We start from the raw sequence: 16,148 nt of genomic DNA, 5'->3' as shown, positions 1-16,148 counted from the left end.
CGTCAGCGTCCCAGATACACTTCGATCACCCGCTCGTCGGCCTGCACCTGCTCCATGCGCCCCTGCGCCAGCACCGCACCTTCGTGCAGCACGGTGACGATGCCCTGCTGCGCGATCTCGGCGACGAAGCCCATGTCGTGCTCGACCACCATGATCGAATGCTTGCCGCGCAACTCATTGAGCAACTCGGCGGTGCGCGCCGTCTCGGCGTCGGACATGCCGGCCACCGGCTCGTCGAGCAATATCAATTGCGCTTCCTGCATCAGCAACATGCCGATTTCCAGCCACTGCTTCTGGCCGTGCGACAACAGGCCGGCCAAACGGGCCGCCTGGCCGTGCAGGCGGATCAACGCCAGCACGGCGTCGATCTTGCCCTTCTGCTCGGAACTGAGCCGGGAAAACAGCGTCGGCCGCACCCGCTTGTCCATCTTCATCGCCAGTTCCAGGTTCTCGAACACGCTGTGCTGCTCGAACACCGTCGGGCGCTGGAACTTGCGGCCGATACCGGCGTGGGCAATGTCGTACTCGCTCATGCGCGCCAGGTCGAAGCTCTGGCCGAACCAGGCCGTGCCGGAACTGGGCCGCGTCTTGCCGGTGATGACATCCATCATCGTCGTCTTGCCGGCGCCGTTGGGGCCGATAATGCAGCGCAGCTCGCCGACGGAAATATCCAGGCTCAGCTTGTTCAGCGCCTTGAAACCGTCGAAGGACACGGTGATCTCTTCCAGATACAGAATCGCGCCGTGGCGGGTGTCCAGGCCCTCGCCCTTGACGCAACCGTAGGAAACGCCCTGCCCGCCATGCCGGCCCGCATAGCGTTCGCCGGGAGCCAGCAGGTTCATGGTGCCCCCCTGCGGCCGCGCCCCAAGGCCTGCAACAAGCCGGCTATGCCTTTTTGCATGAACAGCGTCACGAGGATGAACAGCAGGCCCAGCGCGAACAACCACCAATCCGGCAAGGCCGCCGTGAACCAGCTCTTCAGGCCGTTCACGGCGAAGGCGCCGACGATGGGGCCGAGCAAGGTGCCGCGCCCGCCGACGGCGGCCCAGATCACCATCTCGATCGAATTAGCCGGCGACATCTCGGACGGGTTGATGATGCCGACCTGGGGCACGTACAGCGCGCCGGCGATGCCGCACAGCACCGCCGACAGCGTCCAGACGAACAGTTTGAACCACAGGGGGTTGTAGCCGATGAACATCAGGCGCGACTCCGCGTCGCGCACCGCCAGCAGCACGCGCCCCAGCTTCGACTGGACGATGGCGCGGCACAGCAGCAGCGCGCCGAGCAGGAAGGCCAGCGTCAGCAGGTACAGCGCGGCCTTGGTGGCCGGCGCCGTCACGCTGAAGCCGAGGATGCGTTTGAAGTCGGTAAAGCCGTTGTTGCCGCCGAAGCCGGTGTCGTTGCGGAAAAACAGCAGCATGAAGGCATACGTCATGGCCTGCGTGATGATGGAAAAATACACGCCCTTGATGCGCGAGCGGAACGCGAAGAAGCCGAACGCGAAAGCCAGCGCGCCCGGCACCAGCACGACCAGCGCCATGCAGTACCAGAAGCTGTCCGTCATCGCCCAGTACCAGGGATAAGCCTTCCAGTCGAGGAAGACCATGAAATCCGGCAGATGGCTCTGGTAGACGCCGTCGCGGCCGATCGCCCGCATCAGATACATGCCGTGGGCATAGGCGCCCAACGCGAAAAACACGCCGTGGCCGAGCGACAGAATGCCCGTGTAGCCCCAGACGAGGTCCAGCGCCAGCGCCGCCAGCGCGTAACACATGAACTTGCCGACCAGCGCCACCATGTAAGCGGACACGTGCAGCGCGTGGCCGTCGGGAAAGGCCAGATTCAGCAGCGGCAGCAGCGCCGCCAGCAGCGCGCAGCCGGCGATGGCGCACCAGGCGCGGCGCGAGAACAGCGGTGCGGCAATCATGATTCGGCGCTCCGCCCCTTCATCGCGAACAGTCCTTGCGGCCGGCGCTGGATGAAGACGATGATGAAGACCAGAATGGCGATCTTGGCCATCACGGCGCCGGCCAGCGGCTCCAGGAACTTGTTGACCTCGCCCAGCCCCAGCGCGGCGATGACGGTGCCGGCCAGCTGGCCGACGCCGCCCAGCACCACCACCATGAAAGAATCGACGATGTAGCCCTGCCCCAGGTCGGGGCCGACATTACCCAGTTGCGACAAGGCCACCCCGCCCAGGCCGGCGATGCCGGAACCCAGGCCGAAAGTCATCATGTCGATCTTGCCGGTGGAAACGCCGAGGCAATCGGCCATGCGCCGGTTCTGCGTGACGGCCCGCACGAACAGGCCGAGCCGGGTCTTGTTCAGGATCAACCAGACGGCGGCGACGACGAACAAGGCGAAAAAGATGATGACAATGCGGTTGTACGACAACACCAGCGAACCGAGCACGGTGACGCCGCCCGACATCCACGCGGGGTTGGCGACCTCGACGTTTTGCGCGCCGAACAGCGTGCGCACCAGTTGCATCAACATCAGGCTGATGCCCCAGGTGGCCAGCAGGGTTTCCAGCGGCCGGCCGTACAGCCAGCGAATCACCGTGCGTTCGAGCGCGACGCCGACGGCGCCGGCGACGAGGAAGGCGGCCGGCAGCGCGGCGGCCAGATAGGCGTCGACGGCGCCGGGCAGGTACTGGCGGAACAGCCATTGGCAGACATAGCTCGTGTAGGCGCCTATCATCAGCAATTCGCCGTGCGCCATATTAATGATGCCCATCAGGCCGAAGGTGATCGCCAGCCCCAGCGCGGCCAGCAACAGCACGCTGCCCAGCGATATGCCGTAGAACAGCTTGCCGACGAATTCGCTGCGCTGGACCCGGCCGCGGATCTCGCCCAAGGTGGCGACGACGGCGATGCGCACCGCCACGTCCGGCTCCACCTGGCTGCCGTCGGGATGTTTCTCCAGCATTCTTTGCAGTTGCGGCAGCAAGCCGGCGTCGCTGCTTGGCGCCAGCCCCCGCACGGCGGCGAGGCGCAGCGCCGCGTCGGGCGACTGCAGGTTGGCGGCGGCGATGAGCAGGTACAGCACGGCCCTGATGTCGGCATCCGCCTCCTGCGCCAGCGCCTTGCGGATCAGCGGCAGTTGCGCCGGCGCTATCGACTTTTGCAATGCCAGCGCCGCCGCCATGCGCTGCGGCGGCTCCGGCGCAAACAGTTTCAGGCCCGCCAGCGCGCCCTCGACGGCGCCGCGCAAACGGTTGTTGACGACGATGGCGTCGGCGCCGTCCGGCAATGGGCCGCTCTGGCCCGTGCCCGGGTCGTATGCCTTGTCGTCGTCGACGATGCGCACGCCGCCGTCCGGCGCGGCGTACAGCGCGGCATTCTGCAGCGCCTGCAAGACGCGGGTGGCGTCGGCATTGGCCAGCGCGGCGATCTGGCCGACCGCCTCGATGCGCGCGTCCGGGTCGGCGCCGGCCAGCGGCTTCAACAGCGCCGCGTCGATGGCGGCCCGGGCCGCGAACGGCGGCAGGCACAGGCAGGCGAGCAGCAGCATTTTGTTTATCGGCAGCATTCGCATCGTGTCCAAGGCGCGTGGGCGCAGTATCAACAGCAACAAGGTGGAGCCGGGGCCGGCCCCGGCATGCTTGACGCGCTTACAGTTTCTGCTTCGCCTCGTTACCGGCGATATACGGGCTCCACGGCTGCGCGCGGATCGGCGCCTTGCTCTTCCACACGACATTGAACTGGCCGTCGCCCTTGATTTCCCCTATCATCACCGGCTTGTGCAGATGGTGGTTGCTCGGGTCCATCGTCAGCGTAAAACCGGACGGCGCCTTGAACGTCTGCCCGCCCATCGCCGCGATCACCTTGTCGGTGTCGGTCGACCTGGCCTTTTCGACGGCCTGCTTCCACAGATGGATGCCGACATAGGTCGCCTCCATCGGATCGTTGGTCACCGCCGTGGCCGCGTTCGGCAACTTCTTGGCCACGGCATACGCCTTCCATTGCTTGATGAAGCTGCTGTTGACGGGATTTTTGACGGACTCAAAATAATTCCACGCCGCCAGATGGCCCAGCAAAGGCTTGCTGTCGACGCCGCGCAACTCTTCCTCGCCGACCGAGAACGCGACGACCGGCACATCGGTCGCCTTCAGGCCCGCATTGCCCAGCTCCTTGTAGAACGGCACGTTGGAATCGCCGTTGATGGTCGATATCACCGCCGTCTTGCCGCCGGCCGAGAACTTCTTGATGTTGGCGACGATGGTTTGATAGTCGGCATGGCCGAACGGCGTGTAGACCTCGTCGATATCGCCATCCTTCACCCCCTTGCTTTTCAGGAAGGCGCGCAGAATCTTGTTGGTCGTGCGCGGATAGACGTAATCGGTGCCGAGCAGCACGAAGCGCCTGGCGCCGCCGCCATCCTTGCTCATCAGGTACTCGACGGCCGGGATCGCCTGCTGGTTCGGCGCCGCGCCCGTGTAGAACACATTCTTTTCCAGCTCCTCGCCCTCGTACTGCACCGGGTAGAACAATAGGCTGTTGAGCTCCTTGAACACCGGCAACACCGACTTGCGCGACACCGAGGTCCAGCAACCGAACACCACCGCCACCTTGTCGCGCGTCACCAGTTGCCGCGCCTTTTCGGCGAACAAGGGCCAATTCGACGCCGGATCGACGACCACCGCCTCCAGCTTCTTGCCCATGACGCCGCCGCCGGCGTTGATCTCGTCTATCGTCATCAGGGCGACGTCCTTCAACGACGTTTCCGAAATCGCCATCGTCCCCGACAGCGAATGCAGAATGCCGATCTTGATCGTGTCGGCCGCCATCGCCGCGCCCGTCAAGGACGAAGTCGCTAACACCAAAGCGCCGGCTGCGCTCGCTTTCAGAAGAATACGTCGGGACATGGTTGCTCCTGGGTGGTTGAAATCGAGAAATATTCAAAAAAGACGTGCACCTTTTCTTTAGCAGAATGTGTGCCATGCCTTGTTCACCCGATATTCAAGCCCATCCTCGTCGTTTTGGTGCGGCCCTGCTTCGTCCTGGTGATGTTTGCGCCCGGCGCTTGGGCCGGCGTCTTAAAACGGTGCAAAATCAAGACAGCGGCGGCCCGCCGGATAATAGCCCCCATGCCCGATTATCAAATCGGTGCAGATGGTCTATCATTCTTTTCTCCACTTATTCACCAAGGTAGCAATGAAGCAAGGAAACGCAGAGGCTTTAGTTAATGCAACTAATTTCTGGGCGGGAATTGAATGCCTGAGTCCAAATAGCGCGCCGAAAATTGGAATTGATGAGGCAAGCAATTCAATTAGCTGGGATATTGCCTGCGATCGCGACATGCCATGGGCCGACCCGGGAAAACTCGCGCTTTTAGCGGCGCGAACACGCAAGGCCGGCGCCCACGCCAACAACACCTGGCGCTTCGTCGCCTATTGTTCTCTCATGGAAATGGCTCCCGTGATTCAGGAATTGCGCGACAGTTTAGGCGTGACTGCGGATGAGTTCGGCGAATACCGGGCAAGCAATCCCGCTGCAACGCTTGCCTTTCCGCTCAACATAGACGGCATGGTCACCGATCTGCCTTTTATTAGCAGCATGCCTTGGGCTATTGCTCAAGTAAAAGCAACGAAACCGGGCGAGCGCATTAATTTTTTCGGATTTTTTGGCTTCAATCAATTCCAGCAGCAATTGAGCAATACAATCGTCGAATTATTGTTGCAGCGTGGCTGCCTGGCGAGAAATGGCAGTGAGGCCCTGGCCGCCGCCATGCCGAAAGACGTCAAACTCGATTCCGATGTCAATGGCCGATGCCCACTCTCCCTGCAAGACGTGGGCGATTTTTGCCGGCTGGCTTTTCAACGCTGCGGCTGGACGCCTCCGTCCATCGCCCAGGAACTCAGGGTGCAAGCCAAGGTGGTCAGCGCCAAGAGCGCGAAGGCTGCGGCGGGTGGCGCCGATGGCGTCGACATGCTCAACAGTTTTTTCGTCGAAGACATTTTAATGGTGGAACGCGCCATCCGAGACGACAATCTCGGTCCGGCCGCCGCCGCGTTCATGGCGGCGCGGTGGCGCAGCGACCGGGTCGATGTCCGCGCGGACGGCAGGCAGGCGCTGGCCGAGGCGGTCGAACCGGCCGCCACGCCGCTGGCCTGCTGGCCGTCCGAACATCCGCTGGTGCTGGCGCAGCAATTCGCCGTCAACACCATCCACCAGCGCCTGGCGGACGGCGCCGGCCTGTTCTCAGTGAACGGTCCGCCGGGCACGGGCAAGACCACGCTGCTGCGCGACGTGATTGCCGACATTGTTGTCGAGCGCGCTATCGTGATGGCCAGCTTTGCCGATCCGCAGTCCGCGTTTGGCGAAGAGATTGGCGTCACGGTCAACACCTTCGGCCAAAAAGCCTGGACCGTGGACCCCAGGCTGTGCGGCGGCAGCATCGTGGTGGCATCCGCCAACAATGGCGCGGTGGAAAACATCACCAAGGAATTGCCGGCGCGCCAAGCGCTACCGAAGGGCTCAGCGTTGCAGTATTTCCCGACCGTGTCGGACTCGCTTGCCGCCTCGACCAGCACGCGGGAGCGCAAAGTGGGCGCAAGCTGGGGCTTGTTCGCGGCCGCCCTGGGCAGCAAACAAAACAGGAAGGCATTCTTTCAACAACTGCGCTGGCCGCCCGCCAAGCTGGACAAGGGCGAGGCGCCGCCGGCACACCCGAAACAATCCTTATGGGAAGTGATCCAGGGCCAGCACCAGGCCAAACCGTGGCAGCAAGCGCGGGCGGACTTTGCCGCCGCCATACAACGCGCGACCGCGTCCCGCCAGAGAATGCAGCAGATCGCTGATGCCTTGCGCAGCATCGGCAAAGTCAGCGCCGCCCACGAAAACACAGCGGCGCGACTGAAAGCGCTACGGACCAGCGTGGAGCTGCTCGGGGCAACCCGCACCGAGCTGTCGGTGCGCGACGCCGCCGCCGGCAGGCACTACCAGATGCTGGCAGGCAGGCACGCGGCCGCCGCCGGCCAGCGGACGGCGCTGGCACAACTGGCCGCCATCGACAAGGCATGGACAGCGGTGGCCGATGCGCCGGCGCTGGCGCGTACCCTCGATGACGAGCAAACCGCGGCAAGCGAGCAGTTGCGCCAATGCGAACTGCTACTGACATCCCATGTGGCGAACAAACCCGGCTGGTGGCATCGCCTGCGCGATTGGCAAGTGAAAGCGCGCTGGAGCGCCAAACTGGACGAAGCCCGGCTGGCCTTCCAGCAAGCGGCCGTGGATAAGGAGCGCACGCGCCTGGCCTTGCAGGCCCAGCGCAAGCTGCTGCAGCGTCACGCGGATCTGGCGCCGCAACGGGCCAAGGCGCAGACCGATTGCCAGCTCAGCGCCGCCGCCTGCATCCGTGCCGGCCTGGACCCGGCTCTGGCGGACAAGCTCGATCCCGCGACCCTGGCCAAGGCGCGCGCCAGGCGCGACGCTTGCGCCGACGCGCTGCAAGCCGTCGACGCCCAGTTGGCGCCGTTGCAGGCGCGGGAACTGGCCGCGCAGCAGGAGGCGCAGGACCAGCGCACGGTGCTGGAGACGCAGCGCAGCCTGCTGCGCCTGTGGGCCGTGGACGAAAAAATGGCCGCGAACTGGCTCGGCAGCGGCCGCTCGGACGAGCAACTGCAACTGGCCGCGCCCTGGCACGATCAAGAGCATTTCGAGGCCAGGCAGGCGCTGTTTTGCGCCGCGATGGAATTGCAGGCCGCCTTCGTCGTCGCCAGCTGGCCCAAGCTGTCGGGCACCCTGGGCATCCTGGCCCAGCTCAACCTGGGCACAATTTTGCCCAGCCAGATCCAGGGCGACCTGACACGGCTATGGCAAGCACTGTTCCTGCTCGTGCCGGTCGTCTCCACCACCTTCGCCTCCTTCCCGCGCATGTTCAAAAGCTGGGGCCGCGAAAGCATAGGCTGGCTACTGATCGACGAAGCCGGCCAAGCCAGCCCGCAGCAGGCGCTGGGCGCCATTTGGCGCGCCCGACGCGCCGTGCTGGTAGGCGACCCGCTGCAACTGGAGCCGATCGTCAATCTACCGGCCGAGGCGCTCGATCCACTGCGCATCCGCTGCGGCGCGCGCACCGAGTACGACCCGAACCGCTCCTCGGCGCAGGTGCTGGCCGACATGGCCAATCCCGTCGGCACCCTGCTCGGCCAAGGCGAGCAACAACGCTGGGTCGGCAGTCCGCTGCGGGTACACCGGCGCTGCCTGGAAACCATGTTCCGGGTGTCGAACGCCATCGCCTACGACGGCATGATGGTCTACGGCACCAGCAAGGACGAACGTCAACTGTGGTTCGGCGACAGTTGCTGGATCGACGTGCCGGCCCGCGAGGCCAAAGGCAATTGTATTCCCGCGCAAATCGAGCGCGCCATCAGCATGGTCAAGGAATTCAAGCAGGAATACGGCTTGAAGAAGGACGGGAAATTCAATCTCTACCTCATCACACCGTTCCGTGACGTCAACGGCGCGCTCGAACAGGCGCTCGGCGAGCTGCTGGGCGAGGCCAAGGACGGCATGCACGGCACCGTCCATACCTTCCAGGGCAAGGAAGCCGACATCGTCATTCTCGTGCTCGGCGGCGATCCAGCGAAACCCATGCTGATTCCAGGCTTCGCGGCGGCCAAGCCGAACCTGCTCAATGTTGCCGTTACCCGCGCCAAGAAGCGCGTGTATGTGATCGGCGACCACGCGCAATGGTCCGGCCAGCGCTTTTTTGACACGCTGGCCATGGCGTTGGGCGCACCGGCCGAAGCCCCGCTGATCCGCGGCGTCCCGGCGGGCGCGTGAACGGGATCAGGGGCGCAGCTTGCGCCAAGCCTTGCGCGCCAGCGGGAACAGCAGGGCGAAGGCCAGCAGCCACGGCAGGATGTAGGCGAAGCCGGTGATCGCGCCGGATATGCCGTTCGATAAATTGCCGGAGAACTCATCCAGCGCCAGCCCCACCGGCTTCCAGAACGCCCGCTTCATGCGCGCGCCGATCGACACGTTCAGCACGTCCTTGTTGACCCGCTCCAGCAGGCGCGCATTGTCGCCGCTGGCCTGCTCCAGCTCCGACTGCACCGAGGCCAGCTCGCGCGACACCTTGATCAAGGCGTCGACGTCGCGGTCGGCGCGCCGCTCCAGCTCGCGCAATTTCTGCTGGTACTGCTTGAGCATGTCGAGGCGCTTGTTGCTGTCGACAATAGGCCCGGCCAAATCCTCGACCTTGGTCGACTGGCTGGCCAGCTCGCCGCCGGAGGCGGCCAGGCCGATCAGGCGCTGCACGCCGGCGGGCGTGGCGCGGAAGCTGACGCGCGCGTCGACGCTGCGCCCGCCGCTGAGGCTGGAATCGAGCACGACGCAGCCGTCGGCCGGCTCGGCCTTGCACGCGGCGATCAGGCTATCGTGCAGCCCCCTGACATCGGCCTCGGCGGTATCCACCGACAGCGCGTGCACATACGCCAGGTAAGCGCCGCGGCCCCTATCGGCCACCTTGGCCGCGCCGCCCTGGCTATCCGCATCCCCGCCCTTCGAACTGCAACCGCCAAGCAACAACATACCCAACAACACCGTCAATGCAATCTTCATTACTTCTTTCCTGAGTGGGGCAGGCCCCGGTGAATATCAGGCGGTGAAACCGCCGTCGACCAGCAACTCGGCGCCGGTGACAAACGCCGCCTGCGCGCTGGCCAGGTAGGCCACGGCGGCGGCCACATCGTCGCCGCTGCCGTAGCGCCCCAGCGCGATGCCCGGCTTGACGAATTCCGCCAGCGGGCCGTCGGCCGGGTTCATGTCGCTGTCGGTCGGCCCCGGATGCACGGTGTTGACCGTGATGCCGCGCGGCCCCAGGTCGCGCACCAGTCCGCGCGTGAAGCCGCTGATCGCGCCCTTGCTGAGCGTGTAGGCGGAGGCCGTGGCGATGCCGGCGTACTGCACCATCGAGCTGCCGATGTGGACGATGCGGCCGCCCTGCCCCATGTGGCGCAGCGCTTCCTGGGTTGCCACGAACACGCCGGTGACGTTAACGTCGATGACGCGCTGGTAATCCTCGAAGGCAATCTCGTCGACCGCGCCGAGCACGCCGACCCCGGCATTATTGACGAGAATATCGATCTTGCCGAAGGCGGCGGCCGCCTCGGCGACGGCGGCGCGCACGGCTTGCGGCTGGCCGGCGTCGGCCTGGATGGCGATGGCGCGTCCGCCCGCCGCCTCGATGGCGCGCACGACGCCGGCCGCCTTCTCGGGCGAGGCATGGTAGGTGATGGCGACGGCCGCGCCGTCGGCCGCCAGGCGGCGCGCAATCGCCGCGCCGATGCCGCGCGAGGCGCCCGTCACGATGGCGGCCTTGCCCGCCAGGGCCAGAGCTGTTGCTGCACACTGCATAGTCAATTCCCTTCCTGAAATAATGCCCGGCGCCGCGACCTTGGACATTGCTTTTATGAAAAAGATGCATATTACCCCATCCGGCGGCGGCGGCAAGTCCGCGCACGCAGGCCCAAGACCTAGATCTGAAACAAGAAATTTGCAAAAAAACCACCAAAAATCCTGAAAAATCGACAACACTATGGTGCATCGCAGCATGAAAGCCGGGGACAGACCACGATTTCCCGGCAATTTGGCCGGGAAATCGTGGTCTGTCCCCGGCGGGCGGCAACTGGTATCATGCGAACCGACTTTGGGGCAGGCGATCCAATTTGTTGCCTGGAGCGCGATTGCACCGTGTTGCGGCGCACCTACCGGATAGGCGCACCGCCCGGCCCGCCGCCCGGCCCCATTTGCATCAGCATCACATTCATCGGGTCCGCCTCGCCTTTGCCTGGCGCCGGCCTTATTTTATTTAGAACCCTTCCTATTCATGGGCATCCAATGAGCAACTCGACCCCCCATCCGCAGCCGCTGTCGTTCTGGAGCAGAATCCCGCTCGCCTTCGGCGCCTTCTTCAGCACCCTGTCCGACCCGGCCTACGCGGCCCGCGTGCGCGCGCTGTCCGAGCCGGCCGCGGCCCCGGCCCCGGCCGCGCCGACGCGCGCGCCCGAGCCGGCGCCCGTGCGCGCGCTCAAGGAAGCGAGCCCGGACGCCGCCCTGCAACTGCTGGCCCTGCTGCAGCGCGAGGCCCGCCTGATCGATTTCACGCAGGAAAACCTGAGCGCCTATTCCGACGCCGACATCGGCGCCGCCGCCCGCGTCGTCCACGAAGGCTGCGGCAAGGTCTTGCGCGAGCATTTCACCATCGAGCCGGTGCGCGGCGAGGCCGAGGGCAGCCGCGTCGTGCTCGACGCCGGCTTCGACGCCGGCGCCGTGCGCCTGACCGGCAATGTGGTGGGCAGCGCGCCCTTCCGCGGCAGCCTCAGCCACCGCGGCTGGCGCGCCGCCAGCGTGCGCCTGCCGAAGCTGACGGAGTCGCACGACGCCACCGTGCTGGCGCCGGCCGAGGTGGAGTTATGAGCGCGGCCCGTTTCGCCATCGGCGTCGACCTCGGCACCACCCACAGCGCGCTGGCGTATGTCGACCTGGACGCCAGCGACGGCGAGCGATCGGCCCACGCCGTGCTGGCCGTGGCGCAGCTGACGGCGCCCGGCACCGTCGCGGAACTGCCGCTGCTGCCGTCCTTCCTCTACCTGCCGCACGCCGAAGAAATGGCGCCGGGCGAGCTGGACCTGCCCTGGCGCGAACAGGGCGATGAAGCCGCCCTGGTGGTCGGCGAGATGGCGCGCAGCCGCGGCGCCACCACGCCGATCCGCCTCGTGTCGAGCGCGAAGAGCTGGTTGTGCCACCCCGGCGTCGACCGCCGCGCCGCCATCCTTCCCCACGACGCGCCGGCCGAGGTGGCGCGCGTGTCGCCGATCGCCGCCTCGACCCATTACCTGGAGCACCTGCGCCAGGCCTGGGACGCGGCCCACCCCGAGGCGCCGTTCGCCGAGCAGGAAATCACCGTGACGATCCCGGCCTCCTTCGACCCGGCCGCGCGCGCGCTGACGGCGGAGGCCGCCACGACGGCCGGCTACGCCTCGCTGACCTTGCTGGAAGAGCCGCAGGCGGCGCTGTACAGCTGGATCCAGGGCAGCGAGGGGCGCTGGCGCAAGCAGGCCAAGCCCGGCGACATCATCCTCGTCGTCGACGTCGGCGGCGGCACCAGCGATTTTTCGCTGATCGCCATCCTCGAACGCGACGGCAATCTGGAACCGCACCGCGTCGCCGTCGGCGACCACATCCTGCTGGGCGGCGACAATATGGACCTGGCGCTGGCCCACCTGGTGGCGCGCAAGGTCGCCGCCGCCGGCACCCAGCTCGACCCCTGGCAAATGCGCGCGCTGACCTACGGCTGCCGCAGCGCCAAAGAAAGCCTGCTGGCCGACGCCAGCCTCACCGCGCTGCCCATCGTCGTGCCGAGCCGCGGCTCGAAGCTGATCGGCGGCTCGATCCGCACCGAGCTGACGCGCGCCGAAGTGAGTACCTTCATCCTCGACGGCTTCTTCCCGCAGGTGGAAGCCTCGGCCCGGCCGGCCGTGCGCGCGCGCGCCGGCCTGACCCAGCTCGGCCTGCCCTACGCCCAGGACGCGGCCATCACGCGCCACCTGGCCGCCTTCCTCGGCCGCCAGGTCGAGGCCACCAGCGCGCTGGAGGGCTTCGCCGGCAAGTCGAACGCCGAGGCCAGCTTCCTGCACCCGACGGCCGTGCTGTTCAACGGCGGCGTGTTCAAGTCCGACATCCTGGTCGAGCGCATCCTCGCCACCGTCAACGACTGGCTGTACATGGAAGGGGCGGAGCCGGCGCGCATGCTCGGCGGCGCCGACCTCGACCTGGCCGTGGCGCGCGGCGCCGCCTATTACAGCTATGTGCGGCGCGGCAACGGCGTGCGCATACGCGGCGGCACGGCCCGCTCCTACTATGTCGCGGTGGAATCGGCGATGCCGGCCATTCCCGGCATGGAGCCGCCCATCCAGGCCCTGTGCCTGGCGCCGTTCGGCATGGAGGAAGGCAGCGAGGTGGAATTGCCGAGCCAGGAATTCGGCCTCGTCGTCGGCACGCCCGTGCATTTCCGCTTCTTCGGCTCCTCGGTGCGCCGGCAAGACCAGATCGGCACGATACTGGACTTCTGGCAAGCCGACGAATTGCAGGAACTCAACGAGATCCACGCCACGCTGTCGGCCGAGGGCCGCCAGGCCGGCGACGTGGTGCAAGTCAAGCTGCACGCCAAGGTCACCGAGGCCGGCACGCTGGAGCTGATGGCCGTCTCGCGCAGCGGCGAGGAGCGCTGGAAGGTCGAGTTCGACGTGCGCGGCGCGGGCCAGACCGACGGGCAATGAAGCAATACGTCGTCAGCATCGACCTCGGCACCACCAACACGGTCCTGGCCTACGCGCCGATAGGCGCCGCGGCGGGCCGGGACGCGATCGCGCTGTTCGACATCGAACAGCTGCTCGCGCCGGGCGAGGTGGGCGCGCGCGCGCTGCTGCCGTCGCTGCGCTACCACCCCGCCCCCGGCGAGCTGGCGGACGGCGCGCTGCAACTGCCCTGGCCGCAGACGGACGTGGCCGGGCTGGAGCGGGTCGTCACGGGCACGCTGGCGCGCCAGCTGGGCGCGCAGGCGCCCGGCCGCCTCGTCGCCAGCGCCAAAAGCTGGTTGTCGCACGCGCAGGTGGACCGCCTCGCGCCCATCCTGCCCTGGGGCGCCGAGGCCGACGTCGCCAAGGTGTCGCCGGTGGCCGCCAGCGCCAGCTACCTGGCCTATGTGCGCGCCGCGTGGAACTGGCGCTTCCCGCAGCAGCCGCTGGAACAGCAGCAAGTCGTCCTGACCATCCCCGCCTCCTTCGACGACGCCGCCCGCGCGCTGACGATGGCGGCGGCGCGCCAGGCCGGCCTGCCCAGCCTGCGCCTGCTGGAAGAGCCGCAGGCCGCCTTCTACGACTGGCTGTTCCGCCACCGCGCCGCGCTGCAGAGCGAGCTGGCGCACACCCGCCTGGTGCTGGTGTGCGACGTCGGCGGCGGCACCACCGACTTCAGCCTCATCAAGGTCGAGATGGCCGATGGCGCGCCGCAAATGAGCCGCATCGGCGTCGGCAAGCACCTGATACTGGGCGGCGACAATATGGACCTGGCGCTGGCCCATCTGGTGGAAACGCGCCTGGCCGCGTCCGACCCGGCGCCGGCGGCGCGCCTGTCGGCCGGACGCCTGTCGCAACTGATGGAGCGCTGCCGCGCCGCCAAGGAGCAATTGCTGGCCGCCGACGCGCCCGAGCGCGCCACCGTCACCCTGCTGGGCGCCGGTTCGCGCCTGGTCGGCGGCAGCCGCTCCGTCGAGTTGACGCGCGCGGAAGTCGAAGGCCTCGTCGTCGACGGCTTCTTCCCCCTCGTCGGCGCCGACGCGGCGGCCAGGCCGGGCCGCGGCGGCATCGTCGAATTCGGCCTGCCCTACGCCAGCGACGCCGCCATCACGCGGCAACTGGCCAGCTTCCTGCAACAGCACGCGACGGCGGCGCGCGCGGCCCTCGGCCTGGACGAGGACGACGCCGCGCCGGCGATTCCCGACACCCTGCTGCTGAACGGCGGCGTGTTCCGCGCCGACGCGCTGGCGCGGCGCCTGGAAGCGACGCTGGCCGGCTGGCGCGGCGCGCCGCTGCGCCTGCTGCACAACGACAATCCCGACGTCGCCGTCGCCCGCGGCGGCGTCGCCTACGCGCTGGGCCAGCTGGGCCGCGCCCCCGTCATCGGCGGCGGCTCGCCGCGCAGCTACTTCCTCGTGCTCGACCAGGAGAAGGAGGATGGCGCCGGCGCGCGCCGCGCCGTCTGCATCCTGCCGCGCGGCAGCGCGCAAGGCCGGGAAATACGCTTGACGGAGCGCAGCTTCGCGCTGCGCCTGGGCCGGCCCGTGCGCTTCCACCTGGCCTCGTCGATTGCCGAGGCCGGCAAGCCGCCGCAACTGGGCGAGCTGGTCGACCTGGGCCAGGGCGACTACCTGCGCCTGCCGCCTATCGCCACCGTGCTGCAGGCGGGCGCGGCGAAAGAGCAGCGCGACATCCCCGTGCAACTGGCGACGGCCTTGACGGAGGTGGGCACGCTGGAAGTGCATTGCGTGGCGGCCGACGGCGACGCCGCCTGCGGCCAGCGCTGGCTGCTGGAATTCCAGTTGCGCAAACAGGACGCGGAGGCCGCCGACCCGCCGGCAAGCGAGCACAGGCTGCCGCCCCGCTACGCCGAGGCGCTGGAGAAGATCGAGCGCATCTTCGGCAGCAAGGGCCAGCAAGTGGCCCCCAAGGAAGTGCGGCAATTGCGCCAGCACCTGGAGCAGCTGCTGGGCGGCCGCGACGGCTGGCCCACGCCCCTGCTGCGGCAACTGTTCGACGCGCTGCTGCAACGCGCGCGCGGACGGCGCCGCTCGGCCGAACACGAACGGGCCTGGCTCAACCTGGCCGGCTACTGCCTGCGCCCCGGCTTCGGCCACCCGCTCGACGCCTGGCGCATCGAACAACTGTGGCCCCTGTTCGAGGCGGGCGTGCAACACCACAAGGACAGCCAGGTCTGCGCCGAATGGTGGACGCTGTGGCGCCGCGTCGCCGGCGGCCTGGACGCGGCGCAACAACTGCGCCTGCTCGACGACTTCGCCTTCAACCTGCAAACCGACCCGGAGGAACAACGGCGGCGCCCCGCCACCCTGGTCAAGGGCAGCGACGAGGACATGATGCGCCTGGGCGCCTCGCTGGAACGCATTCCCGCCGGCTACAAGGCGGAAATCGGCGCCTGGCTGCTGGGCCGGCTGGACAGCGGCGCGCCGCAGGCCGACGGCATCGACAGCCGCAGGCTATGGGCGCTGGGCAGGATAGGCGCGCGCCAGCCGTTCTACGGCAGCGCGCACGACGTCGTGCCGCCCGACAGCGTGGCCGACTGGCTGGCGGCCGTGCTGGCGCTGGACTGGAAACGCGTCGAACCGGCCGGTTTCGCCGCCGCGCACATGGCGCGCATGACGGGCGACCGCTCGCGCGACGTCGACGACGCGCTGCGCGAAGCCATCCTGCGCCGCCTGGCGGCCGTCAACGCGCCGGCCACGTGGAGCGCGATGGTGCGCGAAGTCGTGCAACTGGACGCGGTGAACGAAAGGCGCATGCTGGGCGAATCGCTGCCGCCGGGGCTGAAGCTGATCAGCTAAGCCGGGGGCGCGCCCCCGGCCTG

The 16,148-nt window shown here is 67.4% G+C and carries 10 protein-coding genes; 4 read left to right on the top strand and 6 right to left on the bottom strand.

Features of this window, described 5'->3' with window-relative positions; all coding sequences use genetic code 11:
* Positions 1-2: 2 nt before the first annotated feature.
* The 4 genes from urtD to urtA form a co-directional block, all read right to left on the bottom strand.
* Complete coding sequence (gene urtD / locus OIK44_RS02155; RefSeq protein ID WP_273669013.1) at positions 3-842, bottom strand: urea ABC transporter ATP-binding protein UrtD; 840 nt, start codon at positions 840-842, stop codon at positions 3-5.
* Positions 839-1,930, bottom strand: coding sequence for an urea ABC transporter permease subunit UrtC (gene urtC / locus OIK44_RS02150; RefSeq protein WP_273669011.1), 1,092 nt, complete (start codon positions 1,928-1,930; stop codon positions 839-841). Before urtC ends, urtD begins: the two co-directional genes overlap by 4 nt.
* Positions 1,927-3,540 (bottom strand): urea ABC transporter permease subunit UrtB, encoded by a 1,614-nt coding sequence (gene urtB / locus OIK44_RS02145; RefSeq protein ID WP_420213807.1) that lies wholly within the window; start codon positions 3,538-3,540, stop codon positions 1,927-1,929. Before urtB ends, urtC begins: the two co-directional genes overlap by 4 nt.
* Before the next feature lie 76 nt (positions 3,541-3,616).
* Positions 3,617-4,870, bottom strand: coding sequence for an urea ABC transporter substrate-binding protein (gene urtA, locus OIK44_RS02140; RefSeq protein WP_273669009.1), 1,254 nt, complete (start codon positions 4,868-4,870; stop codon positions 3,617-3,619).
* A gap of 289 nt (positions 4,871-5,159) precedes the next feature.
* Here urtA and OIK44_RS02135 point away from each other — a divergent pair, with 289 nt between their 5' ends.
* Complete coding sequence (locus tag OIK44_RS02135) at positions 5,160-8,789, top strand: AAA domain-containing protein (protein WP_273669008.1); 3,630 nt, start codon at positions 5,160-5,162, stop codon at positions 8,787-8,789.
* Between the two features lie 6 nt (positions 8,790-8,795).
* On the opposite strand, the gene OIK44_RS02130 is transcribed toward OIK44_RS02135, so the two are convergent.
* Entirely contained in the window at positions 8,796-9,569 is a 774-nt protein-coding gene (locus OIK44_RS02130; protein ID WP_273669007.1) for a DUF4349 domain-containing protein, read from the bottom strand.
* A gap of 36 nt (positions 9,570-9,605) precedes the next feature.
* Positions 9,606-10,364, bottom strand: coding sequence for an SDR family oxidoreductase (locus OIK44_RS02125; RefSeq protein WP_273669006.1), 759 nt, complete (start codon positions 10,362-10,364; stop codon positions 9,606-9,608).
* A 483-nt stretch (positions 10,365-10,847) separates the two neighbouring features.
* Here OIK44_RS02125 and OIK44_RS02120 point away from each other — a divergent pair, with 483 nt between their 5' ends.
* Genes OIK44_RS02120 through OIK44_RS02110 form a run of 3 tightly spaced genes read left to right on the top strand, consistent with a single transcriptional unit; the run spans position 10,848 to position 16,125 of the window.
* Positions 10,848-11,426 carry a DUF2760 domain-containing protein gene (locus OIK44_RS02120; RefSeq protein WP_273669005.1) on the top strand — a complete coding sequence of 193 codons (579 nt, stop codon included), beginning with the start codon at positions 10,848-10,850 and terminating at the stop codon, positions 11,424-11,426.
* The gene (locus OIK44_RS02115) at positions 11,423-13,288 is read left to right on the top strand and encodes an Hsp70 family protein (protein ID WP_273669004.1); all 1,866 of its coding nucleotides are present in this window, start codon (positions 11,423-11,425) and stop codon (positions 13,286-13,288) included. The genes OIK44_RS02120 and OIK44_RS02115 overlap by 4 nt, the downstream gene beginning before the upstream one ends.
* The gene (locus tag OIK44_RS02110; RefSeq protein ID WP_273669003.1) at positions 13,285-16,125 is read left to right on the top strand and encodes an Hsp70 family protein; all 2,841 of its coding nucleotides are present in this window, start codon (positions 13,285-13,287) and stop codon (positions 16,123-16,125) included. The genes OIK44_RS02115 and OIK44_RS02110 overlap by 4 nt, the downstream gene beginning before the upstream one ends.
* Positions 16,126-16,148: the final 23 nt, after the last annotated feature.

The organism is Janthinobacterium fluminis (assembly GCF_028595325.1).
In the GTDB taxonomy this organism is placed as follows: domain Bacteria; phylum Pseudomonadota; class Gammaproteobacteria; order Burkholderiales; family Burkholderiaceae_D; genus Janthinobacterium; species Janthinobacterium fluminis.
Note: the sequence above shows the minus strand (reverse complement) of the source record. Positions and strands in the feature narration are given on the sequence as shown.